At 55.1% G+C, this 26,169-nt stretch carries 34 protein-coding genes, 4 tRNA genes and 1 pseudogene; 23 read left to right on the top strand and 16 right to left on the bottom strand.

The features are described from left to right. The first annotated feature begins 109 nt into the window (after positions 1-109). Positions 110-1,147 (top strand): selenide, water dikinase SelD, encoded by a 1,038-nt coding sequence (gene selD, locus ACTQ34_RS06080; RefSeq protein WP_441362989.1) that lies wholly within the window; start codon positions 110-112, stop codon positions 1,145-1,147. On the opposite strand, the gene ACTQ34_RS06085 is transcribed toward selD, so the two are convergent. After that, a complete protein-coding gene (locus ACTQ34_RS06085) occupies positions 1,134-2,285 on the bottom strand; it encodes an aminotransferase class V-fold PLP-dependent enzyme (protein WP_441362990.1) in 1,152 nt (383 codons plus the stop codon). The two genes, selD and ACTQ34_RS06085, sit on opposite strands and share 14 nt — an antisense overlap. Positions 2,286-2,412: 127 nt before the next feature. On the opposite strand from ACTQ34_RS06085, the gene yedE reads away from it, so the two are divergent. From yedE to yqeC, 4 genes are read left to right on the top strand one after another with little or no spacing between them, the layout of a single operon-like run. After that, positions 2,413-3,507 carry a YedE family putative selenium transporter gene (yedE, locus tag ACTQ34_RS06090; RefSeq protein ID WP_441362991.1) on the top strand — a complete coding sequence of 365 codons (1,095 nt, stop codon included), beginning with the start codon at positions 2,413-2,415 and terminating at the stop codon, positions 3,505-3,507. Beyond that, on the top strand, positions 3,500-3,712 hold the full coding sequence (locus ACTQ34_RS06095; RefSeq protein WP_346704300.1) for a sulfurtransferase TusA family protein: 213 nt from the start codon (positions 3,500-3,502) through the stop codon (positions 3,710-3,712). Before yedE ends, ACTQ34_RS06095 begins: the two co-directional genes overlap by 8 nt. Beyond that, complete coding sequence (locus ACTQ34_RS06100; RefSeq protein WP_441362992.1) at positions 3,709-3,951, top strand: DUF3343 domain-containing protein; 243 nt, start codon at positions 3,709-3,711, stop codon at positions 3,949-3,951. The genes ACTQ34_RS06095 and ACTQ34_RS06100 overlap by 4 nt, the downstream gene beginning before the upstream one ends. Positions 3,952-3,954: 3 nt before the next feature. Then, positions 3,955-4,653, top strand: a complete 699-nt coding sequence (gene yqeC, locus ACTQ34_RS06105; RefSeq protein ID WP_441362993.1) for a selenium cofactor biosynthesis protein YqeC — start codon at positions 3,955-3,957, stop codon at positions 4,651-4,653. A gap of 35 nt (positions 4,654-4,688) precedes the next feature. On the opposite strand, the gene yqeB is transcribed toward yqeC, so the two are convergent. Further along, positions 4,689-5,531, bottom strand: a complete 843-nt coding sequence (yqeB, locus tag ACTQ34_RS06110; protein WP_441362994.1) for a selenium-dependent molybdenum cofactor biosynthesis protein YqeB — start codon at positions 5,529-5,531, stop codon at positions 4,689-4,691. 5 nt (positions 5,532-5,536) lie between these two features. Beyond that, a complete protein-coding gene (locus tag ACTQ34_RS06115) occupies positions 5,537-5,893 on the bottom strand; it encodes a winged helix-turn-helix domain-containing protein (RefSeq protein WP_441362995.1) in 357 nt (118 codons plus the stop codon). Positions 5,894-6,138: 245 nt separating this feature from the next. Here ACTQ34_RS06115 and ACTQ34_RS06120 point away from each other — a divergent pair, with 245 nt between their 5' ends. The 9 genes from ACTQ34_RS06120 to ACTQ34_RS06160 all read left to right on the top strand — a co-directional run bounded on the left by ACTQ34_RS06120 (position 6,139) and on the right by ACTQ34_RS06160 (position 13,056). After that, positions 6,139-7,164: a molybdopterin-binding protein gene (locus ACTQ34_RS06120; RefSeq protein WP_441362996.1), complete on the top strand. Its 1,026-nt coding sequence runs from the start codon at positions 6,139-6,141 to the stop codon at positions 7,162-7,164. 2 nt (positions 7,165-7,166) lie between these two features. Next, a complete protein-coding gene (gene moaA, locus ACTQ34_RS06125) occupies positions 7,167-8,135 on the top strand; it encodes a GTP 3',8-cyclase MoaA (protein WP_441362997.1) in 969 nt (322 codons plus the stop codon). Position 8,136: 1 nt separating this feature from the next. Further along, on the top strand, positions 8,137-9,069 hold the full coding sequence (locus ACTQ34_RS06130) for a molybdopterin-binding protein (protein ID WP_441362998.1): 933 nt from the start codon (positions 8,137-8,139) through the stop codon (positions 9,067-9,069). An 80-nt stretch (positions 9,070-9,149) separates the two neighbouring features. Next, positions 9,150-9,995 carry a molybdate ABC transporter substrate-binding protein gene (gene modA, locus ACTQ34_RS06135; protein WP_441362999.1) on the top strand — a complete coding sequence of 282 codons (846 nt, stop codon included), beginning with the start codon at positions 9,150-9,152 and terminating at the stop codon, positions 9,993-9,995. A 67-nt stretch (positions 9,996-10,062) separates the two neighbouring features. After that, on the top strand, positions 10,063-10,728 hold the full coding sequence (gene modB / locus ACTQ34_RS06140; protein WP_441363000.1) for a molybdate ABC transporter permease subunit: 666 nt from the start codon (positions 10,063-10,065) through the stop codon (positions 10,726-10,728). Further along, a complete protein-coding gene (locus tag ACTQ34_RS06145) occupies positions 10,725-11,768 on the top strand; it encodes a sulfate/molybdate ABC transporter ATP-binding protein (protein WP_441363001.1) in 1,044 nt (347 codons plus the stop codon). The genes modB and ACTQ34_RS06145 overlap by 4 nt, the downstream gene beginning before the upstream one ends. A gap of 12 nt (positions 11,769-11,780) precedes the next feature. Further along, on the top strand, positions 11,781-12,734 hold the full coding sequence (locus tag ACTQ34_RS06150; protein ID WP_441363002.1) for an XdhC family protein: 954 nt from the start codon (positions 11,781-11,783) through the stop codon (positions 12,732-12,734). A gap of 127 nt (positions 12,735-12,861) precedes the next feature. Then, positions 12,862-12,946: transfer RNA gene (locus ACTQ34_RS06155), tRNA-Leu, on the top strand. A gap of 24 nt (positions 12,947-12,970) precedes the next feature. Next, a tRNA-Leu gene (locus ACTQ34_RS06160) sits at positions 12,971-13,056 on the top strand. A gap of 187 nt (positions 13,057-13,243) precedes the next feature. Here the strand turns inward: ACTQ34_RS06160 and ACTQ34_RS06165 are convergent. Then, on the bottom strand, positions 13,244-13,582 hold the full coding sequence (locus tag ACTQ34_RS06165) for a hypothetical protein (protein WP_441363003.1): 339 nt from the start codon (positions 13,580-13,582) through the stop codon (positions 13,244-13,246). Continuing rightward, positions 13,579-13,791: a hypothetical protein gene (locus tag ACTQ34_RS06170; protein ID WP_441363004.1), complete on the bottom strand. Its 213-nt coding sequence runs from the start codon at positions 13,789-13,791 to the stop codon at positions 13,579-13,581. The genes ACTQ34_RS06165 and ACTQ34_RS06170 overlap by 4 nt, the downstream gene beginning before the upstream one ends. A gap of 261 nt (positions 13,792-14,052) precedes the next feature. Between ACTQ34_RS06170 and ACTQ34_RS06175 the strand changes: the two genes are divergently transcribed. From ACTQ34_RS06175 to ACTQ34_RS06215, 9 genes are all read left to right on the top strand, one after another. Next, the gene (locus tag ACTQ34_RS06175) at positions 14,053-14,361 is read left to right on the top strand and encodes a CD3324 family protein (protein ID WP_441363029.1); all 309 of its coding nucleotides are present in this window, start codon (positions 14,053-14,055) and stop codon (positions 14,359-14,361) included. 137 nt (positions 14,362-14,498) lie between these two features. Beyond that, on the top strand, positions 14,499-15,197 hold the full coding sequence (locus tag ACTQ34_RS06180; RefSeq protein ID WP_441363005.1) for a conjugal transfer protein: 699 nt from the start codon (positions 14,499-14,501) through the stop codon (positions 15,195-15,197). Between the two features lie 20 nt (positions 15,198-15,217). Beyond that, a complete protein-coding gene (locus ACTQ34_RS06185) occupies positions 15,218-15,874 on the top strand; it encodes a CatB-related O-acetyltransferase (protein WP_441363006.1) in 657 nt (218 codons plus the stop codon). Beyond that, positions 15,861-16,034 (top strand): hypothetical protein, encoded by a 174-nt coding sequence (locus ACTQ34_RS06190; protein ID WP_441363007.1) that lies wholly within the window; start codon positions 15,861-15,863, stop codon positions 16,032-16,034. The genes ACTQ34_RS06185 and ACTQ34_RS06190 overlap by 14 nt, the downstream gene beginning before the upstream one ends. A gap of 160 nt (positions 16,035-16,194) precedes the next feature. Continuing rightward, positions 16,195-16,509: a helix-turn-helix domain-containing protein gene (locus ACTQ34_RS06195; RefSeq protein ID WP_441363008.1), complete on the top strand. Its 315-nt coding sequence runs from the start codon at positions 16,195-16,197 to the stop codon at positions 16,507-16,509. Between the two features lie 234 nt (positions 16,510-16,743). Further along, positions 16,744-17,028 carry a hypothetical protein gene (locus ACTQ34_RS06200; protein ID WP_441363009.1) on the top strand — a complete coding sequence of 95 codons (285 nt, stop codon included), beginning with the start codon at positions 16,744-16,746 and terminating at the stop codon, positions 17,026-17,028. Between the two features lie 289 nt (positions 17,029-17,317). After that, positions 17,318-17,402, top strand: a tRNA-Leu gene (locus tag ACTQ34_RS06205). Positions 17,403-17,425: 23 nt separating this feature from the next. Next, positions 17,426-17,511, top strand: a tRNA-Leu gene (locus ACTQ34_RS06210). A 340-nt stretch (positions 17,512-17,851) separates the two neighbouring features. Next, the gene (locus tag ACTQ34_RS06215) at positions 17,852-18,991 is read left to right on the top strand and encodes a DNA adenine methylase (protein WP_441363010.1); all 1,140 of its coding nucleotides are present in this window, start codon (positions 17,852-17,854) and stop codon (positions 18,989-18,991) included. On the opposite strand, the gene ACTQ34_RS06220 is transcribed toward ACTQ34_RS06215, so the two are convergent. The 11 genes and pseudogenes from ACTQ34_RS06220 to ACTQ34_RS06270 all read right to left on the bottom strand — a co-directional run bounded on the left by ACTQ34_RS06220 (position 18,988) and on the right by ACTQ34_RS06270 (position 25,991). Next, positions 18,988-19,671: an EcoRI family type II restriction endonuclease gene (locus ACTQ34_RS06220; protein ID WP_441363011.1), complete on the bottom strand. Its 684-nt coding sequence runs from the start codon at positions 19,669-19,671 to the stop codon at positions 18,988-18,990. The two genes, ACTQ34_RS06215 and ACTQ34_RS06220, sit on opposite strands and share 4 nt — an antisense overlap. Before the next feature lie 92 nt (positions 19,672-19,763). Further along, complete coding sequence (locus ACTQ34_RS06225; RefSeq protein ID WP_441363012.1) at positions 19,764-21,050, bottom strand: recombinase family protein; 1,287 nt, start codon at positions 21,048-21,050, stop codon at positions 19,764-19,766. Beyond that, positions 21,047-22,363, bottom strand: coding sequence for a recombinase family protein (locus tag ACTQ34_RS06230; protein WP_441363013.1), 1,317 nt, complete (start codon positions 22,361-22,363; stop codon positions 21,047-21,049). The genes ACTQ34_RS06225 and ACTQ34_RS06230 overlap by 4 nt, the downstream gene beginning before the upstream one ends. Positions 22,364-22,416: 53 nt before the next feature. Beyond that, a complete protein-coding gene (locus tag ACTQ34_RS06235; protein WP_441363014.1) occupies positions 22,417-22,707 on the bottom strand; it encodes a hypothetical protein in 291 nt (96 codons plus the stop codon). A 74-nt stretch (positions 22,708-22,781) separates the two neighbouring features. Then, positions 22,782-23,012 (bottom strand): DUF4314 domain-containing protein, encoded by a 231-nt coding sequence (locus tag ACTQ34_RS06240; RefSeq protein ID WP_441363030.1) that lies wholly within the window; start codon positions 23,010-23,012, stop codon positions 22,782-22,784. After that, on the bottom strand, positions 23,003-23,671 hold the full coding sequence (locus ACTQ34_RS06245) for a virulence protein (RefSeq protein WP_441363015.1): 669 nt from the start codon (positions 23,669-23,671) through the stop codon (positions 23,003-23,005). The genes ACTQ34_RS06240 and ACTQ34_RS06245 overlap by 10 nt, the downstream gene beginning before the upstream one ends. Before the next feature lie 11 nt (positions 23,672-23,682). After that, a complete protein-coding gene (locus tag ACTQ34_RS06250) occupies positions 23,683-23,862 on the bottom strand; it encodes a DUF5049 domain-containing protein (RefSeq protein ID WP_441363031.1) in 180 nt (59 codons plus the stop codon). Between the two features lie 12 nt (positions 23,863-23,874). Beyond that, positions 23,875-24,315 (bottom strand): annotated as a pseudogene (locus tag ACTQ34_RS06255) (gamma-glutamylcyclotransferase family protein); the annotation flags it as partial. A gap of 13 nt (positions 24,316-24,328) precedes the next feature. Further along, a complete protein-coding gene (locus ACTQ34_RS06260; protein ID WP_441363016.1) occupies positions 24,329-24,571 on the bottom strand; it encodes a DUF7678 domain-containing protein in 243 nt (80 codons plus the stop codon). A 12-nt stretch (positions 24,572-24,583) separates the two neighbouring features. Beyond that, positions 24,584-25,063, bottom strand: a complete 480-nt coding sequence (locus tag ACTQ34_RS06265) for a hypothetical protein (protein ID WP_441363017.1) — start codon at positions 25,061-25,063, stop codon at positions 24,584-24,586. Then, positions 25,053-25,991, bottom strand: a complete 939-nt coding sequence (locus ACTQ34_RS06270) for an amidoligase family protein (protein WP_441363018.1) — start codon at positions 25,989-25,991, stop codon at positions 25,053-25,055. Before ACTQ34_RS06270 ends, ACTQ34_RS06265 begins: the two co-directional genes overlap by 11 nt. Positions 25,992-26,169 lie beyond the last annotated feature (178 nt).

The following is a 26,169-nucleotide window of genomic DNA, read 5'->3' on the forward strand; positions in this document are numbered from 1 at the left end:
TGCAAAGGCGTGCACGCATCCGCTTGACCTTTCATGCGACACATGTTATCTTTTTATAAGGATAACGGTCCCTTGTCCGTTTCCCCCACTTTTTCAGAAGGAGCGGCCTATGGAACAAGAAATCAAACTCACTAAACTCGCCAGCTGCGCAGGCTGCGGCGCGAAAGTCGGCGCGGGCACACTCGCCCGCCTGCTGGACGGTCTTGCCGTGCGCGCGGATGAAAATCTGCTGGTCGGCTTTGACAAAAGTGATGATGCAGCGGTCTATCGCGTGTCGGATGACCTTGCACTCGTACAGACCGTGGACTTTTTCCCTCCGATTGCGGATGACCCGTATCTGTTCGGGCAGATTGCGGCGACTAACGCCTTGTCCGACGTATACGCCATGGGCGGCGAGCCACACATCGCACTCAACCTGCTGTGTATTCCGAAATCCATGCCGGACGGCGCAGTACATGACCTACTGCGCGGTGGTTACAGCAAAGTCTATGAAGCCGGGGCGGTCATCGCGGGCGGCCACAGCATTCTGGACGAAGAACCCAAATACGGACTGTGCGTGACCGGATTTGTCCACCCGAACAAAATCCTGACCAATGCAGGCGCGCAGTCGGGCGACGTGTTGTTTCTGACCAAGCCGCTCGGCGCGGGCATCCTGACAACCGCCGCCAAGGCCGACCTATGCCCACCCGACGTGCTGGATGCTGTTTTTGCGCGCATGACTACGCTCAACAAAGCCGCGCGCGACGCAATGGTGCAGTTCCGCACACATGCCTGCACGGACGTGACCGGCTTCGGCCTGCTCGGTCACGGACTCGAAATGGCGCAAGGCAGCGGCGTGCAGCTGGAGCTGGACGTTGCCGCACTGCCCATCCCGCCCGAAGCACTCGAATTTGCCCGTATGGGGATTCTGCCGGAGGGAATGTACCGAAACCGCAAATATGCGGAAGCCTTGGTCGCAGCAGACGATGTGCCGCTCGAAGTGCAGGATGCGCTGTATGACCCGCAGACCTCGGGCGGACTGCTGATTGCGGTCGATGCCGCAGACGCAGACGCACTGGCAGCCGAACTGCAAAAAACCGTCCCAGATGCGCGGCGCATCGGAACGGTTTCGGATTTTGCAGGGACGGCCCGCGTTATTCTGCGCTGACCGCGGCGATTGCCTCCAGCGCGCGGTCAATCTCGCTTTCGGTGGTAAACCAGCTGAAGGACAGTCGCACCGTGCCGCGCGGGAACGTACCGAGCGTGCGGTGCGCACTGGGCGCACAGTGCAGGCCGCAGCGCGTCAGGATGCCGAATCGCTCCTCAAGCGCCACCGCAACCTCCGCATTGTCCTTTCCTGGGAAATCCAGACTGAACACCCCGACGCGGCCATCTACCGTATCCGGCCCGACAAGTTCCGCACTCGAAATGGTGCGCAACCCATCCAGAAAGCGCTGGGATAGCACGCGGTCATGCGCCTGCACCGCGGAAACGGTCACTTGCTGCAAATAGTCCAGCGCGGCCTCCCAGCCGAATATTCCGGGGAGATTGGGCGTGCCCGGCTCCAGCCGGTCGGGAAAATACGCGGGTACTTCCTCCGAATCCGATACACTGCCCGTGCCGCCGCTGACCAGCGGTTCCAGCGTTTCCGCAAAGTCCGGACGCAGCAGCAGCGCACCGATGCCCTGCGGGCCGAGCAGCCCTTTATGACCGGGTACAGCCAGCGCGCTCAAACCGAGCGCGGCAAAGTCAATCGGCACATGACCCGCCGTCTGTGCGGCATCAAGCGCAAAGGGAATGCCGCGCGCGCGGCAAATCTCTCCCACCGCCTGCGCATCCTGTACCGTGCCGGACACATTGGACGCATGCGCAAGCAGCACCAGACGGGTGTTCTCCCGCAGCAGCGGCTGGATTTGGCCCACCTGCAAGCGGCCATCCCGGTCGCACGGGATACGGTCAAACGTCACGCCGCGGCGGGCAAGCTGCCCAAGCGGCCGCATGACCGCGTTGTGTTCCATCGCAGACACCAGACAATGGTCGCCCGGCCGCAGCACGCCGAATAGCAAGAGATTAAGTCCCCAAGTATTACCCGGTGTCAGCACTGCATGCGGTATCGATTGAAACGCAAACAGTTCACACAGACGTTGGCGCAAACGCAGCGTAACGAGTTCGGCCTGCTGCGCAGGTGCATATGAGCCACGGTTTACACTCGCGCCGATTTGTTCCACATATTCGCGCATGCGTGCGGCAACAGCAGGCGGCTTGGGAAACGAGGTCGCGGCATTATCCAGATAAACCGAATGCATAGCATTTTCCTCCCGACGTCTGCGGAGCACTTTGTCCGCATACTTTTCAATTAGTGTAACACAGGACCGGACAAATGTAAAACCGGCCTTGTTGCAGCATACATTTCACAAACCAAAGGAGATTCACATGAACAAAAACAAGTATCTGGTGATTTGCACCGGTGTGGTCGTCGGCCTTGCGGCGCTGGCGCTCACGGCGGCGGGCAACCCCGCTAATATGGGCTTCTGCATTGCCTGTTTCCTCCGCGATATTGCGGGCGGACTAGGCCTGCACAGTGCAGAAAAGGTGCAGTATCTGCGGCCTGAGATTGTCGGTCTTGTCCTTGGCGCGACAATTGCCGCCTTTGCGAGCAAGGAATTCCGCGCGCGCGCCGGTTCCGCGCCTGCTCTGCGCTTTGTGCTGGGTATGATTGTCATGGTCGGCGCGCTGGCCTTCCTCGGCTGCCCGCTGCGCATGGTGCTGCGTCTGGGCGGTGGCGATGTGACCGCGATTGCAGGTCTTATCGGCTTTGCCGCGGGCATCGGCGCGGGCGTGCTGTGCCTGAAAAAGGGCTTTTCGCTTGGCCGTGCACGCAAAGTGCAGAAAGCGGACGGATTTGTGTTGCCCGGCTTTGTCATTGCCGTTCTGGCGCTGCTGCTGCTCGCGCCGTCTTTCATCCGTTTTTCGCAAGCAGGCCCGGGCGCAAGCCACGCTCCGTGGCTGATTTCGCTCGCAGGCGGTCTGGTTGTCGGCGTGCTGGCACAGAAGAGCCGTTTGTGCATGGCGGGCGGCCTGCGCGACATGTTCCTATTCCGCGATTTTCATCTGCTGACCGGTTTTATCGCCATTTTCGTGACCGTTCTGGTCGGCAACCTTGTGTTGGGTAACTTCAATCCCACCCTCGCCGTACAGCCGATTGCCCACCACGATTACGTGTGGAGCTTCCTCGGTATGGCAATGGCGGGCTGGGGCTCGGTGCTGCTGGGCGGCTGTCCGCTGCGCCAGCTCATTCTGTCCGGTGAGGGCAGCGGCGACAGCGCGGTGACCGTATTCGGCATGCTGGTCGGCGCGGCGCTCGCGCACAACTTTGGCATGGCGGGCAACGCAGACGCGATGACCGACGGCGTATTCACCGCAGGCGGCGTGGCGCAGACCGGCCGCATCGGCATTGTTATCGGGCTGGTGCTGCTTGCCATCATCTCTTACGCGAATTTACATCGGGAGGAAAAACAAAATGATTGACGCAAGAGGATATTCCTGCCCCATGCCCGTAGTCATGGTGCAGAAGGAAGTCAAGAAAAACGCACCTGACAAGCTGGAAGTTTTGGTTGATGACCCGTGCGCGGTGGAAAACATCACCCGCTTTGCAAACAACAACGGCTACGAGGCCGCGTCCCGCGAAACGGGCGACGAAGAATTCGCCCTGACGCTGACCAAAAAGGCATGAGCGAGTTTGTTGCAACCTTCCACACGCATCTGAGCGCGATGCTGAGCTTTCAGACGTTGCAAAAGCTCGGATGCACAGCGAAAATGCAGCCCGTACCGCGTGCGCTCAGCTCATCCTGCGGCACCTGCGTGCGATTTTCGGCTGAAACCGACTGCCGCGACCTGCTCGATACAGACGCGGAAGCGCTCTATGCCGTCGAGAATGGCACATACCGTCTGCTGTGGCAGAATGAGGACTGAGAAATGCAGCCGAAATTTATTTCCATCGTCGGCGCAGGCGGCAAAACGACCGCGCTCCGTGTCCTCGCCCGCGCGCTGGCATCCCGCCGCGTGCTGGTGACCACCACGACCCATATGTTCCCCGTTCTGCCGCCGGACTGCCGCACGGTACTGACCGACCCAACGCCGGACGCGCTGCTTGCGCAGCTCCAGCTGCCGGGCGCGGTCTGTGCGGGCCGGCAAGCAGACGGCGGCAAACTGAGCGCACTCCCCTCCGACCTGCTCGCGCAGGCGGCGGCGACAGCCGATATCGTGCTGTGCGAAGCGGACGGCGCGCACCGTCTGCCGCTGAAATTGCACCGTGCAGACGAGCCGATGCTGCCACCGCAGACCGACTTGTGTCTGGTCGTTGCCGGGTTGTCCGCACTCGGCCAGCCAGTACAAGATGCCGTACACCGCTATGCGCTGTGTCCGGACTGGGCCGCGAACCCAGAACAGCTTGTCGGCATCCCGGAGCTACTGTACTGCGTGCGCGAAACCGCCGCGGCTTGCGGCCTGCCGCCGGAACAGCTGCGCGTGCTGCTCAATCAAGCGGACACGCCTGCGCTTGCGGCACAGGCTGAGCCAGCCGCACAGGCGCTTCGCGCCGATGGGCTGGACTGCCGCATCGGCAGCCTGCATGCCGACCCCGCCTTGCTGTATCGCTGGATATTTACAGAATAAAAAAAGAACGGGCAAACAGCCCGTTCTTTTCTTGTTTACAGCAGCCGAATGCCTTTTTCCCGCGCAAGTCGCAGCAGTGCCTCAACCACGCCGCCGCCGATGGCGCGCGCCTTATCGGACACCGTATCGCAATAGGCCACCTGCTCAGGCCGCGGGTCGATGTCCGCAATTTTCAGTCCTTCGTTCACCGGATAGCCCGCGCGAATCAGGCCGCGCAGCACACCGTCTATCGTAGCGAGCACTGGTACACCGCCGACGCGCGCGATTTCCTGCCCCTTGTGAACCAGCGCACCGATATCGATGGTCTGTCCATTTTCGTCCTGCACGAACACCATTTCGCCGGACGCAGGCGCGTGGATGACCCGTTCGGCAGCATAGCCCGCAATGACCCCCGGCACGCCCGTGTTGGGAATCGCCGCCCCCTGCAAAATCACACGCCCCAGATGATGCCCGCGCATGGTTTCGACCACCGCGTCTACATCCTCACCCGCGGTAAAGCCCGGCCCGAGGCCAACCGTGATGGGCGCCATTTCCCGACTGGTGCCTAAATTACGCTTGGCAAGAATTGCATCCACAACTGCCGCCGGGTGCAGTGCGGACACACACGCCGCCCGCTCGTCTACCAACAGCGGCACCTCGCCCGCCTGCGAGACGCGTACCGCTTCGTCTGCGTTCGTCACGCGGCGGCAGGTTACGCCTTCGACCGTTGTCTGTCCCTGCCAGACCGCTTCACACAGCGCCGCGCGCCGCCGGATGGCGGAAGGGTTGGCGCATTCGGTCACTGCCACGCGGAAGCCGCAGCGGTGCAGCCGCACAATGACGCCGGTGGCCAAATCGCCCGCGCCCCTCACCAATACCCAAGGCTGTTGTTCCTGCATGTTTGTCACCTTTCTTTCAAAATATCCGAAAAATATTCTTCTGCCATTTGGTCAAGCAATTCATGCGCTTTGTTCGAAAACGCCCGATAGCGCACAAGCAGCGTTTTTCCCGATTCGGTCAGCACTGCACCGCCGCCGCCTGCGCCACCGATGCGCCGCTCCAGCAGCGCAAAGCCGAGCGCCTCCTCGCAGCCATGCACCACACTCCACGCCTTGTTATAGCTCATCTCCATGCGCGCCGCGCTGCGCCGCAGCGAACCGAGTTCTTCGACCCCTTCCAGCAGCTGCGCCACCCCTGGACCAAACAGCTTATCCTCCCGCACGATACGCAGGCTTGCACGCACCTTCAGCGGCTGCTCCATTCGCGTCTCCTCCTTTCCTCACCTTGGACTGCACATTATTCTCCAACAAAATGCACTTTTATTCATCAAATAAAACGTTATTTGCATATTTTCGTTGAACTTTTATAAATATAACGAAAAACTTTGGCAACATTGCCCGCCCCGACCGAACGGTTAGCAGTTGCTTGCTCGTGCTCAAATATGATACAATTTTACCATAGCAAGGATTGCATCTGCAATCCGCATTTTACTGTTGGAGGCTTATCATGAAACTGATGCGCACACAGGACGCCGTCGGGCAGGTCCTGTGCCATGATATCACCCAGATTATCCCGGGCGTGACCAAGGATGCGGTGTTCCGCAAGGGACACATCATCCAGCCGGAGGACATTCCGGTGCTGCTGAGTGTCGGCAAGGAGCACATCTATATCTGGGAAGCGGGCGAGAACATGCTGCACGAAAACGATGCGGCCGAAATCCTGCGCGCGCTGTGCCAGGGCACGCACATGCACGCAACCGCTCCTAAAGAGGGTAAAATCGAGCTGATTGCAGACGAGGATGGTCTGCTGCTAGTCGATGTGGAGCGTCTGCGCGCGGTCAACGCGCTGGGTGAAATGATGATTGCAACCCGCGCGGGCGGTTTTCCGGTCAAAAAGGGCGATAAGCTCTGCGGCACGCGCGTTATCCCCCTTGTCATCGAAAAGGAAAAGATGGAGCAGGCGCGCCGCACGGCAGGCGATACGCCGCTGTTGCAGCTGCTCCCCTTCCATCCGCGCTCCTTTGGCGTAGTGACCACAGGCAGCGAGGTTGCAAAAGGGCTGATTGAAGATGCGTTCACCCCTGTTTTAGAATGTAAACTCGCCGAATATGGCTGTGAAATGGTCGCGCATGCCATTTGCGGCGACGACCCGGAGTCAATCACCGCCGCCATCACACAAATGGCTTCTGACGGCGTGCAGATGATTTTTTGCACCGGCGGCATGAGTGTCGACCCGGATGACCGCACTCCGCTTGCCATCCGTCAATCCGGCGCACAGATCGTCAGCTACGGCGCGCCCGTGCTACCCGGCGCAATGTTCCTCGTTTCCTACCTGCCGGACGGTCGACCGGTCTGCGGCCTGCCCGGCTGCGTGATGTACGCGAAACGTACCATTTTTGACCTCGTCCTACCTCGCCTGCTGGCTGATGTGCCGGTCACGGCGGATTGGCTGGCCGGTCTCGGCCATGGCGGGCTGTGTCTGAACTGTCCCGAATGCCACTTCCCCAACTGCGGCTTCGGCAAGGGCGTATAACCATGCTGGATGCATTCGGACGAGAAATCCGCTATCTGCGCCTGTCCATCACAGACCGCTGCAACCTGCGCTGCCGCTACTGCATGCCGGACGAGGGCGTGCCGCCCACCGCGCATGATGATTTATTGCGCTATGAGGAGCTGCTGCGCGTCGCAGAGGCGGCAGTTTCGCTCGGCATCGACCGCTTCAAGGTCACGGGCGGTGAACCTCTCGTGCGGCGCGGCTGCACAGGTTTTATCCGTGCGCTCAAAGCGCTGCGCGGTGTCCGTCAGGTCACGCTGACCACCAACGGCCTGCTGCTTCCCCCCCTGCTGGATGAGCTGTGCGCGGCGAGGCTGGACGGAGTCAACATCAGCCTAGACACGCTGGACAACATGCAGTACCAGCACTTGACCCGCCGCACGCACACCGCCGACGAAGTGCTGGATGCCGTGCGCCTGTGCGCCGCGCGCCTGCCGACCAAGGTCAATGCCGTGCTGCTGCCCGAAACTGCCGACCAGCTTATCCCGCTGGCTGAGTTGACACAGGCGCTGCCGGTGGACGTGCGGTTTATCGAGCGGATGCCACTGGGAACGGCCCAAACCGGCCAAACGGCAGGCGCTGATATCGCGCTCGACCGTCTGCGCGTACACTGGCCCCAGCTAAAGCCGGTAAACGAGCCGCGCGGCAATGGACCTGCGCGGTATTTTCGCGCGCCCGGTATGCAGGGCTGTATCGGGCTGATTGACGCGGTCAGCCACGGCTTTTGCGACCGCTGCAACCGTCTGCGGCTGACCAGCACCGGATTGCTCAAGCCCTGCCTGTGCTATGAGCAAGGCGTGGAGCTGCGCCCTCTGCTGCGCGGCGGCGCGGATGATGCCGCGCTGCGAGATGCGTTCCGCGAAGCAATTTTGCAAAAACCCGCCGCGCACTGCTTCAATCAGCGAGAAAACATCACGGAACACAAATCCATGAACCAAATCGGAGGATAATATGGGAAAGGTACTCGCCGTGTGCACCAGTGCGGTGCGCGGCGTACAAAAGGAGGACCGCGGCGCGGCGCTATTTGTGGCAAACCACGGTCTGGAAGGCGACGCGCACGCGGGCGACTGGCACCGACAGGTCAGCCTGCTTTCTGCGGACGAAATCGCCGCGTTCAATGCGCGCGGCGCGGATGTCTCCCCTGGCGCGTTCGGGGAAAATCTGGTGGGCGAGGGCATCGACTTTCGCACGCTGCCGGTCGGCACACTGCTGCGCTGCGGCGACGTATTGCTGGAAGTGACGCAAATCGGCAAAGCCTGCCACCACCACTGCGCCATCTTTCAAAAGATGGGCGACTGCATCATGCCGCGTGAGGGCATTTTCGCCCGCGTGCTTGAGGGCGGTCGCATTGCAACCGGCGACGAAATGACCGTCCAGCCGCGAGAATCGCCGCTGCCCTTGCAGGCGGCGGTCATCACCCTGTCCGACCGCTGCGCGGCGGGCGAGCGACAGGACGAAAGCGGCCCCGCCGTCGCGCGGCGGCTGCAAGAGGCAGGCTATGCGATTCTCGAACAGCTTGTTCTGCCCGATGGCCGCGAAGGGCTGACCAAAGAACTTATTCGGCTGGCCGACCAGCGCCAGCCCGACCTGGTTCTGACCACGGGCGGCACGGGCTTTTCCCCACGCGACCTCACGCCAGAGGCAACGCTGGACGCTGCCGAGCGACTCGCGCCCGGCATCGCGGAGGCCATGCGCGCGGCCAGTCTGCGCATCACCCCGCGCGCGATGCTGACACGCGCGGTTTCGGTCATCCGCGGCCGGACGCTTATCATCAATCTGCCCGGCAGCCCCAAGGCCTGCATGGAGTGCATGGACGTTTTTCTGGACCAGCTTCCGCACGCGCACGCGCTGCTGCGCGGCGAGCGGATGGACTGTGCCCGCTGACTTTTGCTTCGACCGCGCCGTAAAACCGGTGGGTTGAAAATAAAACGTCCCTGAAAGACGGGACAAAGGAGAAAATCACCATGAAAAAACGACTTGCAGGGCTGCTTGCCGCGTGTATGTCGATCAGCCTGACCGCCTGCTCGACGAGTGGCGGGACGGATGCTTCGGCAAACGCGGACAGCGGTGAGCCAACCGAACTCATTGTGTTCGCAGCGGCCAGCCTGACCGAAACGCTCGAACAGATTGCGGAGGACTACAAGGCCGCCGCGCCCGATGTGACGCTGACCTTCAACTTTGATTCCTCCGGCACACTCAAGACCCAGATTCAGGAGGGCGCGGACTGCGATGTGTTCATTTCCGCGGCGCAGAAGCAGATGGACCAGCTGGACGCCACAGCAGACCCGTCGGTCAACACCGAAGGGCTGGACTTCGTGCAGTCGGACAGCCGCCTTGACCTGCTGGAAAACAAGGTCACGCTCGCCGTGCCCGAGGGCAACCCCAAGGGCATCGACAGCTTTGATTCGCTTGCGCAGCACTTGCAGGCGGGCGATATCCTGCTGGCGATGGGCAACAGCGACGTGCCGGTCGGACAGTACACGCAGAAAATCCTGACCCACTACGGGCTGGATGAAGCCGCACTGGCCAGCGCAGGCTGCATCACCTATGGCACGAACGTCAAAGAAGTCACCACACAGGTGCGCGAGGGCAGCGTGGACGCGGGCATCATCTATGCGACCGACGCGTTCAGCGACGGCCTGACTGTCGTTGACGAGGCAACCGCCAACATGTGCGGACAGGTCATCTATCCGGCCGCAGTGCTCAAGACGTCGACGCATCCGGAAGCGGCGCAGGCGTTTCTCGATTACCTGTCTACCGACGAGGCGATGGCTGTATTTGCGTCCGTGGGATTCTCCCCGGTTTCCTGATTTTAAACAACACAGACGGGGCGGGGCGTGTGCACTGCCCCGTTTGCCAAAGGAGTGATTGTTCCCCTTGGACTGGTATCCGCTCTTCAATTCCCTGCGCATCGCGGCGCTGAGCAGTGTAATCGTGTTTTTCACCGGCATTGCCGCGGCATATTACGCGCTGCGTCTGCCGCGCCTGCTGAAAGGCGTGATCGACGTAGTGCTCACGCTGCCGCTTGTGCTGCCGCCCACGGTCGTGGGCTATTTTCTGCTGCTGTTTGGTTCTCGCCGTCCGCTCGGCATCGCGCTCGATCAAATCGGCATCAAATTTGTCATGACGTGGTACGGCGGCGTGATTGCGGCGGCCGTCGTTGCCTTTCCCCTGCTCTACCGCACTGCGCGCGGCGCGTTCGAGGCCCTTGACCAGACGCTTGCGCAAGCCGGACAAACGCTCGGCTTATCAAACACTTATATTTTCTGGCGCATCCGCATGCCCACCTGCCGTCAGGGCATCATCGCGGGCATGGTGCTCGCCTTTGCGCGCGCGCTGGGCGAATACGGCGCGACCAGTATGCTGATTGGCTACACACCCGGCAAGACCGCAACCATCTCGACCACAGTGTACCAGCTCTGGCGCACGGGCGATGACGCCCACGCCTTTCTCTGGGTGCTGGTCAACCTTGCGATCTCCGCAGCGGTGCTGCTGACCGTCAACCTGCTGGAATGCCGGCAAAAGGAGCTGCGCCGCGTATGAGCCTGCATGTGGACATCCGCAAGAAGCTGGGGGATTTTGTGCTGGAAACCGCCTTTGACGCGGAGAATGCCGTCACCGGCCTGCTGGGCGCATCCGGCTGCGGCAAGAGCATGACGCTCAAATGCATCGCAGGCGTGGAAACGCCGGACAGCGGCTGCATTGTGCTGGACGGCGAAACACTGTTTGACTCCGCGCGCGGCATCAATCTCAAGCCGCAGCAACGGCGCGTGGGCTATCTGTTCCAGCAGTACGCCCTGTTTCCGCACCTGACGGTCGAGCGCAACATCTTAACCGGTCTGCATCGTGAGCGCAACACCGCCACGCGCCAGCGCCGCCTGCGGGACATCATCGAAATGATGCAGCTGGAAGGGCTGGAAAAGCTGCGTCCGGCACAGCTCTCCGGCGGACAGGCACAGCGTGTGGCCCTCGCCCGCATGCTGGTAAACGAGCCGCGCCTGCTGCTGCTGGACGAGCCGTTTTCTGCGCTGGACAGCCACCTGCGCGACCAGCTGCAGCCACAGTTTCTGTCCTTGCTGCGCTCCTACGGACGACAGGCCGTGCTGGTCACACACAGCCGCGATGAGGCCTACCATCTGTGCGGTCAGCTATGTGTGATGGAGAATGGACGCATCGTGCGTGACGGCGCAACCAAAGAAGTTTTTGCCGACCCGCGCACCGAGGCCGCAGCACGTCTGACCGGCTGCAAAAACATTACCCCAGCCCGCAAAATCGACGAGCAGACGGTCGAAGCGCCCGCATGGGGACTTCGCTTTACCGCCGCGCATCCCGTACCAGACAATTTATGCGCCATTGGGCTGCGTGCACACTATTTTCACCCACGCGCTGCGGCCAACCGTGCCAACGTGCAATGGGTGGATGAACTGGAGGAGCCGTTTGAATGGATTTTGCTGTTCCGCTACGCAGGACAGGACCAAAACACGCCACCCTTGTGGTGGCGGATGCCCAAAGATCGCAAACCGGCCGCACTGCCCGATGTGCTGGGCATCGCGCCGGAAAACGTACTGCTGCTGACCCGATAAGGAGGATATCGAATGTTTGAGCAACTGCTGACCACCGCCCTGCATGAAATCGAGGCGAGCCGCCCTGTCCTGCTGGTTTCGGTCGCCCGCGCAACCGGATCGACGCCGCGCAAAGAAGGCGCAATGATGCTGGCAGGCACACAGAGGTTGCTGTGCGGCACCATCGGCGGCGGCCTACTCGAACACCGTTGTCTGTCCCTGGCAGCTGTCCAGCCTGCCCACGGCCATCTGGAGCACTTTGAACTGGACAACCGCAAAGCAGGCAGTCTGGGCATGGTGTGCGGCGGCTCGACCGAAGTGTTGTTCACGCCACTGACCGATTTTGCACCGCTACGCGCAGCACTTACCGCCTTGCAAAACAGATCGCCGGCCTGGCTGTGCCTGCCGCTGGATGGCTCTGCGCCTCATATCGCGCAGGACAGCACACTGCCTCCCCGGCCGACTGTTTTATCGCTGCATGGCAAAGATTCGCTATGCGTGCCTCTGACCGACGCAGGACGGGTCTTCGTCATCGGAGGCGGCCATGTGTCGCATGAGCTATGCGCGCTGCTGCACCGGCTGGACTTCCGACACATTGTCATCGACGACCGTGTAGACTTCTGCTCCCCGACACGTTTCCCGCACGCAGAGCACACACTGACCGTTCCCCTAAACGAACTTGCCGAGACACTTAACGGCACATTGTATCCCACCGAAGCAGATGCCTTCTGTATCATGACGCGCGGCCACGAGGGCGATGCGGACGCGGTACGCTATGCCCTGTCAACGTCTGCCTCGTACATCGGCCTGATGGGTAGCCGCCGCAAACGGGAAACGCTGTTTTACACCCTAGCGCAGGAAGGGTTTTCCGATGCCGCACAGCGGCGCATCGTCACCCCCATCGGCTTGGAGATCGGCGCACAGACTCCTGCGGAGATTGCCGTCTCCATCGCCGCACAGCTGATCAAGTGGCGTGCTGCCCGCTGATCTTTTGGGGCTGTTTTGCAGCCCCAAAAAAATTTATTTTTTTGAGGAAATGTGTTGACAAGACGGATTTTCTTGGATATAATACTATTTGTCGCTGACAGTGAGGCGACTCGATACGAAAGAGAATGCGAGTGTGCTGGAACTGGTAGACAGGCACGTTTGAGGGGCGTGTGTCAATCGACGTACGGGTTCAAGTCCCGTCACTCGCACCACCTTCAAGCAACAAAATGAAATATGCGGATGTGGCGGAATGGCAGACGCGCTAGCTTCAGGTGCTAGTGTTCGCAAGGACGTGGGGGTTCAAGTCCCCCCATCCGCACCAAGCCAATATAATCCGAACTTGTTTCCACTAGGAAATGGGTTCGGATTATTTGTTTTTTCGAGCGTTATGAGGACACCCATTTCCGCAATGGGGTGAAACGGAAACCTACATCTAAGCCAAGAGGATGACGGAAAATAAAATGTTGTAATGAAATGCGGTGGTACCTTGCTGATACCACCGCATTTTATCATTTTCTTCTATTCTGACCGCCTGTAGTAGCACCTTTTGATTTTGATAAAATGGCGTTTGCACAAAGTTGAGTTAACGGTTCACCAATCGCTGCTTTGTAATTAAAGCCCGATAATTGAATTGCCTTGAGGGTGTCTACACGAATCAATTCTTTTATTTGCTCAAAGGTTTCTATTGGATCATTTTGGTTCATAACTTTTAAGATTTCCAGAAGCTTCTCAACTGTATTATGCAAATGCTGTATATCTTCGTCACTTATTTCAATTCGCTCAATCTCGTTCTTATATATTTGTGCTATGCGCACAGCTTGCTCACGTTCAGAAATAAGCTCATTCACAACTCTGTCTTGCTCTCCCGCCTCTTCGCTTTAGGATGCTGTTTCCATTTTGCAAACTCCTTCTGCCCTTCCTCGCTTTCATAGAAATGCAAAATGTCAGGTAAAAGGCAGCGGGCTATCGCCTCGATCTGATGTTGTGGTATGGTGGTGTTATTGATTAGCTTTTTCCTTCGGCCAAAAAATCCCTCCATCCGGGCTGTCAGCTTCAAGTTACCGGTCACATTGCTGCTGTCAATCCGTCGGAGGCTTTGTGCCTTCCACCATACTCTTTCAAATCCTGTTACAAAATCTCACATCCCCTTCCTTTATTTACAAAAAGTCATTGAGCGATTTCAAGTTGCGTGGTATGATAAAGATGCTATGAAACAGAAAGAAGTGGTGTCAAATGACAAAACTCAACGAAGTGCGGCTCCATGCAAAGCCAGTGGATTGCGACGTTTGCATGGAGTAAAAATCGTCGCATAATCAATATGCTGGCTTTGCTGCTTGACGATCATTTCAAGGAGGAAGCCTGCATGAAATACATCAATGCAAAAAATCTTCTTCCCGATGCGCTGGTCAAGGAATTGCAAAACTATATTCAAGGGGGCTATCTTTATGTCCCCGCCGATCAAGCGCAGCAAAAACGATGGGGAGAAGCTTCGGGCTACCGGCAGGAATTGCAGCAACGAAACCGCCAAATCGTAGAGGAGTTTCAGAACGGAATCTCTATGGGGACGTTAGCGGAAAAATACTTCCTGTCCGTATCGGCCATTCGTAAAATCATTTATCAGAAATGAACCGGCAGGGGTTGCAGAAATGCAGCCCCTGCTTTTTGTTTGATACAGATCGATTCTGTATTGTCTGGTGGATGGAAAAGTGTTCGTATCGGCAGTACGATAAGAATAACAAATACATCACAAGAGAGGAAAAGACCATGTGTACTCGATTTGTCTACCGAGGTGACGATACCATCACCGGCTTTAATTTTGAGATTGACCTTGCCGTATGGGATCACAAAATCATAACAGAAAAAGACCGCTTTTATATCGGCATCCTACGGCCCGATGGGGTGCGTCATTCCTATCACGGCGTGAACCGCAACGGAAATGTCGGAACCTTGTTGTATGTTCACGGAAACCCAGAAGGGGCCTATCAGAATTCCGAAAACTGCATGACAATCGCAGACCTGACAGAACAGTTTGTGCAGGCAAAAATCAGCTTTGACGATGCACTACAAATCGTGCGGGAACGGAAGATCGTCTATGCTCCGGATGCCACCATGCAGGCCATGCTGTCCGATCGGCAGGGTCGTACCCTGATCGTTGAACCGGGTATTGGCTGGCGAGAAGATCATGGGCGTTACTCGCTGATTACCAATTACTCTGTCCTTGCCCCCGAAAGCACAATGCCCTTTCTTGTGCCGGGAGATGACCGATACGAAAGAGCCGCTCAACTTCTGAACACTTACGGAAAGCAGTTTACTGTCACCGATGCGTTTTCTGTACTTCAAACCGTCCGACAGGAAGGGCTCTGGGCTACCAGAGTTTCTTTTGTTTATTCAGCAAAGGAACACGCTGTTTACTATGTGGAGAACAACCATTTTTCACAGATTGAGAGATACGAGTTCTCGTAACTTCGAGATGAGGGAAAGTCATGAATCCAGAGAACATTTATCCTCGCACCAACGACCACGAAACCGTTTATCTGAAAAATGTCATCAAAAATCCCAACATCCTTGTCGGGGACTTTACCATGTATAACGACTTCGTCTATGACCCGCAGCAGTTTGAGAAGAACAATGTACTGTACCACTATCCGATCAACCATGACAAACTTATCATTGGAAGATTTTGTTCTATCGCCTGCGGGGCAAAGTTTTTGTTCACCAGCGCCAACCATACACAAGCATCTTTGTCCACCTATCCGTTCCCGATCTTTTTTGAGGAATGGGGATTGGATGTCCAGAACATAACGAGCGCATGGGATAACAAAGGCGATATTATCATTGGCAACGATGTGTGGATTGGATATGAGGCAGTGATTCTGTCTGGTGTTACCATTGGAGATGGAGCAATCGTCGGCACTCGCGCCGTCGTAACAAAAGATGTACCCCCGTACACCATTGTTGGAGGTGTTCCTGCTAAGCCGATCCGCAAACGCTTCTCGGATGATACCATCGCAGCCTTACTACAAATTAAATGGTGGGACTGGCCTGAAGAAAAAATAAAGCAGCATGTTTCAGATATTCAAGCCGGGAGAATTGACCGTTTGCAGCCGTTATGCAAAGGAGAGTTCCATGATGGTCTATGAAGATACTGCGGAGCGCCACCTCTTTGACTCCTTCTGTAAAGTTGTACTGCGCCATGCAATGCTGGACCGTTTTCGGGAATTTCCCTATCAAAACAAATGGCTGGTATCTCTGAATCATTTGCCGCAGCCGATTTTAGATGACATCTGCACGACAGACTAGTACCCCAGCGATTACATAACCTTTTCAGCGGATGGTTGTACCCTGCAAATCAGCAATGAGCAGTTGCAAATATCATTGAGAAGCTACCGCAGTCAGAGCGACGACTTTTGATTTAGCGCTTTGTGCTGGAACTGAACGACCGAGAAATTGGCAGGAGGATGTGCTGTTCCAGAAGTGCCATTCAGCGCCGCCGTACAAGTGTTTTGCGGAATATGCAGGAACAACTGATGGAGAAACTGGCACGAAAAAATCAAGCGGCAAATACAAGCACCTACCGCTTCTATCCGTTATCGAGGCAGCCCGCGCAGGAGTGGCCGATGCAATGGAACAGATTTTGCAGCACCATGATGCTTATATCAACAAGCTGTGTTTGCGGACAATGGTCGATGAAAACGGGCAGCCCCATAAGCAGGTAGACCCATATATAAAAGGCCGTTTGCAAAGTAAATTGATGCAAGCTTTTACGAAGAAATAGCAAAGCCGGGGAATGCCGTGCAAGGGTCAAGATGAACGCTTCGCGCCCTTGACGTCATTCCCCGGTTTTGCTGTGCAGTAACCAAGTGGGTGCAAGCAGAAAGCTGCTTGCGCTCACCAATCAGTATATGTCTACGCATTTCAGACCCAAAAGCGAAGTACTATGCGGTTGCTGGCGGCGTGTCCGCACTACGGTAATATGATTCCTTACACTGACGGCTAGAACGGCTTTGAAATGCGTAGAAACGCGGACACGGCCATTCAAAACCTGCTGAACGCAATCCAGCAGGGGATTTTGACTAAGCCCACAAAAGGCCGTCTGGAAAAACTGGAAGCCACGAAAGAGAAACTGGAAACCAAGATTGCCTGCGAGAAGCTGGCGAAGCCCAAGGTCAGCGCCGAATTAATGACCTTCTGGCTCCAACGCTTCCGCAAGCTGGATGTGCGGCAGAAGTCCCACCGCAAGATGCTGATTGACACTTTTATCAACACTATTTTTCTGTACGATGCAAAATGGTGATAACCTTCAACTACAAAGAAGGAACAACGACCATCACTTTTGATGACCTCAAAACCGCATTGGCCGATCAGAAAACAGGTTCGGATTTGGATTGCTCAACTGTACCAAGAAACAAGTACTGTTTTTCTTTTGAAAGCAGTACTTGTTCTTTTGCATCGACTCATAGCACGTAGAAACACCAGAACCAATTTAATCAAATAGATTGGACAAAACATCTTGACAGAATTGTTTCTTTTTGCTATAATACTATCCGTCGCTGACAGTGATGCGACACGACGCAAAAGAGAATGCGAGTGTGCTGGAACTGGTAGACAGGCACGTTTGAGGGGCGTGTGTCAATCGACGTACGGGTTCAAGTCCCGTCACTCGCACCACTTTCAAACGAAAAACAAAATATGCGGATGTGGCGGAATGGCAGACGCGCTAGCTTCAGGTGCTAGTGTTCGCAAGGACGTGGGGGTTCAAGTCCCCCCATCCGCACCATATTAGGACGTCACTGTGGAGAACATAGTGGTGTCACATCGAGTTTAGGGACACCCCCGTTAAACCGGGGGTGTCCCGCTTTTTTGCACCAGTTTTCGTTACTGCCGGGAGCGTAGAAGGCCGAGTTATGCACCCAAAAGTGAGCGCGTGATTATCCGCAGAAACGTCGAAGTGAGCTGGTTGCACCAGTTTTGACCGGCTATTTTTTGTTTTTGGTGCAAAAAAATAGTGCAGCAGGATTGAGATTGGTGCGCTACCCAAGAAATAGATGACAATTTCATCTGAAGCTTCGTTTTTGCGTATACTTGTTTGTTTTTGGCTTTGTGGTAAAATTATATGAGTGGCAAACGAAGATACGCATTATCTATGGAATCAGAATAGCATTGATTTTAATGATTCTTATTTTTCCACTCATCTGATTACTTATCTAGGCAATAAGAGAAAACTACTCCCATTCATTAATTCCGCTGTCGAAATAGTAAAGAAAGAACTTGGATCTGATAGAATAACGGCATTCGATGGTTTTGCTGGCAGCGGTGTGGTGTCCAGACTCCTAAAGCAGCACACAACTACTCTATATGTAAATGATTTTGAGCAATATTCTAAAACGGTAAATACCGCTTTTTTATCTAATTCCGAAGTCGTTGATATGGATCGCCTATCAAAATCCATTGATTACCTCAACAAAAATCGTCTATCACCAACTAAATCTCCGTATTTCATTTCACAAAATTATGCTCCAAAAAATGATGATGATATCCAGTTGGGTGAGAGAGTTTTCTATACTCATAATAATGCTCTGGCAATTGATAATATCAGACATTTAATTGATACTGAAATAGATAAGGATTTGCGTGTTTTTTGCCTTGCAGAACTCATTGTCCAAGCGTCTATACATAACAATACTTCTGGAGTATTTAAGGGATTTCATAAGAAAAATGGAATAGGACATTTTGGTGGTGCGGGAGAGAATGCGATAGAGAGAATAAAAGGGGACATATGGCTTGAAATGCCGTGTTTCTCTAAGGTGTCTAATAAAACAATCATTTTCTGCACCGATACAAATCAACTCGTAAAAGAGCTTCCGCCGGTTGATTTGGCATACTACGATCCACCGTATAATCAACATCCATATGGTTCAAATTATTTTATGCTTAATATCATCAATGGCGGGAAGCCTGTAGAAATACAAAATGGAGTTAGCGGGATAGTATTAGATTGGCAGCGATCCGCCTACAACAAACAAAAGCCTGCTGAAGAAGCCTTCGAAGATTTGATTGCAAATACAAAGGCAAAATATGTCCTCATATCCTACAATAACGAGGGAATTGTCCCATTCGAAGTTTTTAAGGGGATAATCGAAAGGCACGGGAGTTGGAGACTTTTAGAGCAAGATTACAACACATATAGAGGCTCCAGAAATTTATGTAACCGAAATAGCAAAGTCAAAGAGTTGCTGTGGCTGATTAAAAAGTTTTAGCCATTGAACCGATATTGGATTGCTTTTTCGGCGATTAGCAATAAATATTTTTCCATTTCCTCTACAGTCCACTCCTCATATCTAAAAAGCATTGTAACTGGCTCAAATGGGAGATAATTCTTTTCTACAAATATTTTATTCAATGGAAAGAACTCATTCATGGTCAATACTCGGTCCAGGATGGATGAGCCGGGTATAAAATCATATCCATGCCCAAAGCACACAAATGGAAGAACTCCCTCGTTCTTAAAGATGGCACGAATCCCAATCAAGTTCTTGCCAAGCCTTTCAATTGCATTTCCCAATGCTTGTTTCTTTAAACCCTCTTTTTCTCGGGCATCATTTGTCCCCTGACGTTTCACTTCTGAAACCAAAATGAGGCGTCGTTGCCCCTGCTTATTCATAGCAAATAAAAAACCGCCGTCTGGTGAAATGAAACTTGATTCCAGTGGTTTTCCAAATATATTGGCGTATTCTGGATATTGCCGCGAAAGCATCGCAATTATATCTGCAACGCGCAATGTCTTTTTCCAAGAGAACTCTAAATTCGGATATTTAAGCCTAAGCACATCAATCGTATTATTTGTGGCAACAATGATGTCTTTATCCATTTTTCGTGATTTTGAATTCTTGATTATATGTTGATTTGAATTCTGCCTTAAGAAATCTGAATTTGCCATATATTTATTATATCATAATACCGTTGTTTTGTTTTCACGAAAAAGCGCCGCAAGAATTGCGACGCTTTTGGAATAAGGTGCGTAAGGGGCGGTTATTTGGCGAGAATGACCTCAATTTCAGATTCGTCGTTTAGATGGAAGATAAATCGGAAACCGGGATAAACTATGACCGTATCTACCAGTGAGCGCCATTGCTGTTCACTGTACTCGGCCTTGACGCCACTTTTTTTCGACAGCGCCGCCGAAAAAGCTGCTTTGATCTCATCTTCACGGAGAAAGGGCGTCTGGCAGGTTTCGCCTTGGCGATATCGATGATTACAGTACCAAACATCGTACCGCTCAGTATTGCTACGGTTGTGCCAGACCTTGTGGCCGTAGAAAGCGCCGCAATCGCCGCAGATGATTCGGTTTGCAAACGGGTGGCTGCTGCGGATTTTGCTTCTGTTCGCACAGTGCCGTTTCAGTTTTTCCTGCACCGTATCGAAAACCTCCGGCTCAATGATCGGGTCATGGGAGTTTTCCACCAGATACTGCGCCATTGCGCCGTCATTTTTGCGGACTTCCTTGGTGAGATAGTCCACCGTATAAGTTTTCTGCAACAGAGCGTCGCCCTTATATTTTTCATTAGTCAGGATGCTTTTCACCGTGCTGACAGACCACTTCACTTTGCCGGATGGCGTTGGTATGCCTTGGCGGGTAAGGTGCTCCGCGATCTGGCGGATGGTCTTGCCAGACAGGAACATTAAGTAGATTTGACGGACGATTTCCGCTTCCTCCTCCACAATCTCCGGGCGGCCATCTTCACCTTTACGGTAGCCGAGGAAATGGGAATACGCCATAGTGACTTTGCCGTCCCGCATATTTTTCTGCTTGCCCCAGCGGATATTTTCACTGATAGACCGGCTTTCCTCCTGTGCCAGCGAGCTCATGATGGTGAGCATCACCTCGCATTTAGGGTCGAAAGTATGTAGGTTTTCTTTTTCAAAGATCACTTCCACACCGGCGGCCTTGAGCTCCCGTACCGTCTGAAGCGTATCCACGGTGTTTCTGGCAAAACGGGAGATAGATTTTGTAAGAATAAGGTCAATTTCTCCGTTCAGGGCTTTCTGAATCATCAGATTAAAGCCATCCCGCTTCTTCGTGTTAGTGCCGGTGATGCCCTCATCTGCGAATACGGATACAAACTCCCAGTTGGGGTTGCTCTGGATGTAGCGGGTATAGAAGTCCACTTGGGCCTCATAGCTGGATTGCTGTTCGTCCTGCTCCGTAGAAACACGGGCATAGGCGGCAACGCGCAGCTTTTCCGGCAGAGCGGTGCTTTCCGCAGCTATCTTCTGGGAAATTGGTTCAATAATTGTAACTTTGCGCTCTGTGCTCATTTTTCCTCCTTTTTGTTCCGGGCAAGCGTCCTCTGGCGGGCAGATTCTTTCATCTCGTCCGTCCAGCTCTCACTGCGGGAGCGGTGCTGCCACTGAGTGTCAACCACCGTGCCGTCCCGCAGAATGTATCGCAGCCGATTGTGCTCGGGGACGATAATCTGCCGTACCTGCTCCAGCAGAATCTCCCGGTTCAACGAAGCTATGCCCAATACCTCCATCGTTTTTTCAATCAAAATGTCCTCCGGGATTTTCTGCGCTGGACAGATGTCCTTACCCATTGAGTAGTAACTTGGACACACCCATACTGATTTGTCGTATTTCTTTGCGTTGGTACGATAATGCTTATAGCGATGCCCACAGAGACCGCACTGCAGGATACCACAGAACAGGTGCGGCTCGCTTTGAGCCGTTCTCGGGGTATGGTTGTGTCTCGCGGCCCTCCGCGCCATTTCCGCCTGCACCAGATCAAATGTCTCCTGGTCTATGATAGCCTCGTGGCTGTGTTCTACATAGTATTTTCGCCTCTCCCCATGATTGTTTAGGGTTATTTTGCTTCTGAAATCCTTGCGGTAGGTCTTTTGCAGAATCATGCTGCCGGTATATTTTTCGTTCATGAGGATAGCGCGTATAGATGTCCTTGACCAGGTATTGCCGCTGGCCGGAGAGATACCCTGTAGTTTCAGCTTTTTAGCGATGTTGGCTTGTCCAAGGCCGGAAAGGTAATCCGAGAAAATCTGCCGGACAACCTCAGCCTCCTCCGGCACAACGACCAACTGGCAATTTTCCAGCCTGTAGCCGAGCATTTTACCAACCCACGGCTCGCCGTTTTCAAACCGCTTGACGATTCGCCAACGCTGGTTCTCACTGGCGGAACGGGCCTCCTCCTCGGCATACATGGCGAGGAGCGTGACCAGCAGTTCACCGTCCGGGCTGATAGAGTGCATATCCTCTTTTTCAAAATAGACATCAACACCCAGCCGTTTCAATTCACGGATCGTCTCCAGCAGGATCACTGTGTTCCGGGCGAACCGGGTCACGGATTTGGTGACCACAAGGTCGATTTTTCCGTCCCGGCAGTCCTGCAGCATCCGCTGGAACTCCGGGCGGTTGATGATCGTCCCGGAAATCCCGTTATCCGAGTAAATCCCAACAAGCTGCCAGCCCGGATGAGTGACAACATACTGTTCATAGTATTCCGTCTGCGCCTCCAGTGAATGGAAAGCGGCGTCCTTATCGGACGAAACACGGGCGTAGGCCGCGACACGGGTAATTTGCCGTTCCTTTGGCTTCGCGGGCAATTCTGTTATCTTCATGGATTTTTACCTCCTAACACCATTCATCACTCTCCCTGCGGGAACAGTCAAGACTATTTTCGGACGATTTTTCGGTTATTGCGCCGCCACTCCGTCCGGCAGGATTCACAGCAGAAAACAGCGTCGCTCCGTATGTCCGCTGGCAGCGGTTTCCGGCAGTTTTTACACAAAACAGCCGTTGTCTTCTCCCGTTTGGTCTTGCGCGAACCGGATGCCCTAAAGCCCTTTCGGCGGCAGATGGATTTCACCGTATTGGGGGAAAGGGTCAGTTCCCGCCCAATAAAGCTGTATGGATAATTCTGTTCCCGAAGGGCGGCGATCTGTTCTAACTGCCTTACTGTCATAAAATCAAAACCTCCTGTTCGTTATTTTGGAAATCCCCAGCCCAAACGGGCTGGGGATGGTAAGGTACGCCCACTCAAATTTTGCGGATGTGGTCTTCGCCATAGGCGACGCCGAGACCGGAACCGCAGGCCCAGCGGACGAACACCGTGCCGATGTCGTCCACGAACGAGACTGTCCCCCGGTCTCCGGGCTTCAGCTTGGCATAGGGGTCGCTCATCGAGACGAGCTCCACCCGTGTGCCTTCGGGATACGTCTTCCGCAAACGCTCCACCGTTTCTTTGCTTGGAAAACCGTTCATTCGGATTCCTCCTCCCGATGTTCTTCTGGCGCACCATTCTTCCACGCGCTGTTGCCGGAGAGGTTCATCAAAAGAATCTTCCGGGTCTGTTTGTACTTCGGGCCTTTCAGCCCAAGCTGTACGAGAAACAGCCGCATGGCGAACTTGTCGTTGGCGCCGGTATAGGGTTTCGCGGTAATGCGCCGCCGCTCCCGCGCCATCTTGCCGAGGGCGCAGATAAAGCGGCTGTAAGCCTCCGCCTCGCCGTCCAGGCCGTGCAGATGGAACCACGGGAAGCAGAGCTTGTCCCCCTCGATTTCAAAGGAGATGTGCTCGTTCTGGAACGCCCTGCGGAACAGCGGCGCTTTGCCGCCGATGATCTCCCGCAGCCGATCCAGCGCCTCCGGCGTGAACAGATTACACGGCAGAGAAACGGAAAGCGCGTCCCCCTCAACGGATGCCGGGGTAAAGCCCTCCTCCTTAAGTTTGGCGATGATTTGGCCGATAATCTCCTGTGTGGTCGAAGCCGGACAGGTGATCGCGCCGTTTTTGTCCACGGTGTAGTTACCGACCTTGTAGGCGAAGCTGGGCGCTCCGGCGTAGACCGGCTCCCAGAGCAACATTGCCCCGAGCGCCTTCGCCAGCCATTTGCGCTCGCTGCCGGTGACGTTATAAACAATCGTCATAACAGTTCACCTCAGCTTTCTTCGCCGGTGAAAATGAAATGGGTATACTCCCGGCGGTGGTCTTCGATGAAGCACACCAGTTCGTAGTAGCCCTCGCGGTTGGCGATGACCTGTACCATGCGGGTATCCAGCATATTGGTTTCGCCGCTGTCGCGGATGGCCATGATCTGCTCGCGGATGGTGTCCGTCATAATGCGTTCCTCCTTTTTCGTCGCGTCGGCGTAGCGTTTCAGAACAGCGGGGTCAAACCCGGCGCTCTGATAGCCCTCCAGAATGGTGGCATAGTAGCCCTTGCTGGGGGACGAGAGCGGATGACCGTCGTTCATGATGTAGACCATCGCCTGGACGGTCTCGCCGTTCAGTTCCACCGGAATCGTTTCCTTGCGGTAGAAGCTGGGGGCGCCCTCGTAGACGTCCAGCGCCTGTTCGTCCTGGGGCATAATGCGCCAGATCAGGACGGGGACGCTGTCGTTCTCGCTGGGTTCAATGGTAGCGACACCGTTACCCTTCCCCCGGAAGGTCATCTTCCAGCCCTCCAGATGGGCGGTGCCCACCACCTTCGCCGTAGGGCAGCGGTGTTTCATCTGCTCCAGATTGAGATTGGAGCCGTAAGCGATGTAGAGTTTTCCATTTTCTTTCAACATGGTATGTTCCTCCTCAGTTGTATTCTTTCAACAGGATCGCGTAGGCGGCTTCGGCTTCGGGCGTGGCGGGGCGTTTGTCCCAGCCACGGTCATAATTCGCCGCAAACTCGCCGTTTTGCTTCAGTGAGAGCTTGCTGATCCGTCCGCCGTCGATGCCATAGATTTTGCTCGGCTCGTCATAAGCCTTGACCCAATAGTGGATTTTGATATATTTCCCGTCTTCACTCGGGACGGCGATCACTCCTTCATGCCACATATACCTGCCTCCTCACTCATAGTGAATTGTTCCGAACAGGGCGTATTGGATAATGGCGTCCGACGCTTCATAATCGATATCGCGGATGTCGATTTGGCCCTGTTCATTGCGATCTACATTCCCACCGGCAATCAGATATTGACGGAAACCGTTCAGCAGTTTCTGCAGCGTCAATTCATGAACTGTGTTGGCGTTGTCCCGCAGAAGCAGCGTCCCGTTCCGAGAAAGCTGTTCACTGACCAGCTTGCCGGGGTACTGCCCCTGTGCTGTCACCTCTTTGCACCAGCGGAGGATACCGCCGCAGAGCGCCTTGCTCATGATTTCGTCGATATCTTCCCCGGACAGGGAAACAGGCAGTTCCACCATGATCTCGTGCCGCATCGGTTGGTAATATACATATTCCAGATCGACGTAAGCACTGTCAATGGGTGGGATGAGGGAAAGTTTCAGCAGTAGATATTTCAGCCTGCGCTTCCATTTTCTATGCTTCATCGGAGCGCCTCCTCCTGCTTCTGCAATTCTCCTTGGAGCCGTAACGCCAGGCGGCGTTGCCGTCTAGGTGCTCATAGAGGTGCTGGCGGCAGCTTTTGAATTCGTCGCCGGAGAGCCCGATGCGGACGAGATAGACTCGCATGGCGAACTTCTCGTTCTCGGACTGTACCTTGCGGTAGCTGGCGTACTTCTGTGTCAGCGCCTGGTGATTCATCGCCAGGGCGAACACGATGTAGGCCCGCACCTTTCCGGCGTGGAGCGTGCTGTTGAAGCCCCGCAGCTCCACGGTGTGATTGCCGTGGAAGAAGCTGTGCAGATTGAGAAAGTGGTAGCGGCTGTCATGGTAGTGCGTATCGCGGATTCCATGATACTGGCTGTACCAAACCTGCTCGATGGCCTCAAATGTCCTGGGCTTGACCTCGTTCAACTTCTGTACCATATAGGCGTCCATCTTTTTGCAGTAGCGCATCCGCTCCGCAGGAATCTGGAGAGCTTTGTAGAACAGATCGTTGCGCGAGGCAACGAGGTTCACAAAGTTCCACAAGCTCCGGGGCGTATGGTTGCCGCCGTCCAGATGGACATGGATGCCGCAGGAGTCGTTGGCAAAGCCCCCGGCCTTTTTGAGACGGCGAACAAGCCCTTGGAGCGCAGCGATGTCCTCACGGTAGGTAAGGACAGGGCTGACCAGCTCCACGCTGTAGCTGCCTTCGGCATTGACGATCCGGCTGCCCTGTTTTTTCTGGCAATTGATGCTGCCATCGGACATGAACTTCCAGATACGTCTGTCCGGGGTAACGACCTCATAAGTACCGTAGTACCCGCCGGCCACCCGCAGCGATCCGCCCAGGAACTTCGCGGCGGCCTCCGCCGCCTGTTCCCGGGTGATGCCGGTGAACTCGATCTCGATCCCGAATTTGTTGCTGAACATTTTTACATACTCGCCTCCTTTTGCTGGCGCGTATGCACGCTGGCTCTGCGATGCACGCAGAGATTTTGCGCACATCGCGGCCACGCTGTTGTGGTTTTCCTTGCTTGTTAAGGTGCTGCCGAGAGCCTCCCGGCGAGGGTGCGGTGACTTACCGCAAGATGATTTTCCTCCTTCCTGT

The organism is Agathobaculum sp. LCP25S3_E8 (assembly GCF_052117165.1).
Lineage (GTDB): Bacteria > Bacillota > Clostridia > Oscillospirales > Butyricicoccaceae > Agathobaculum.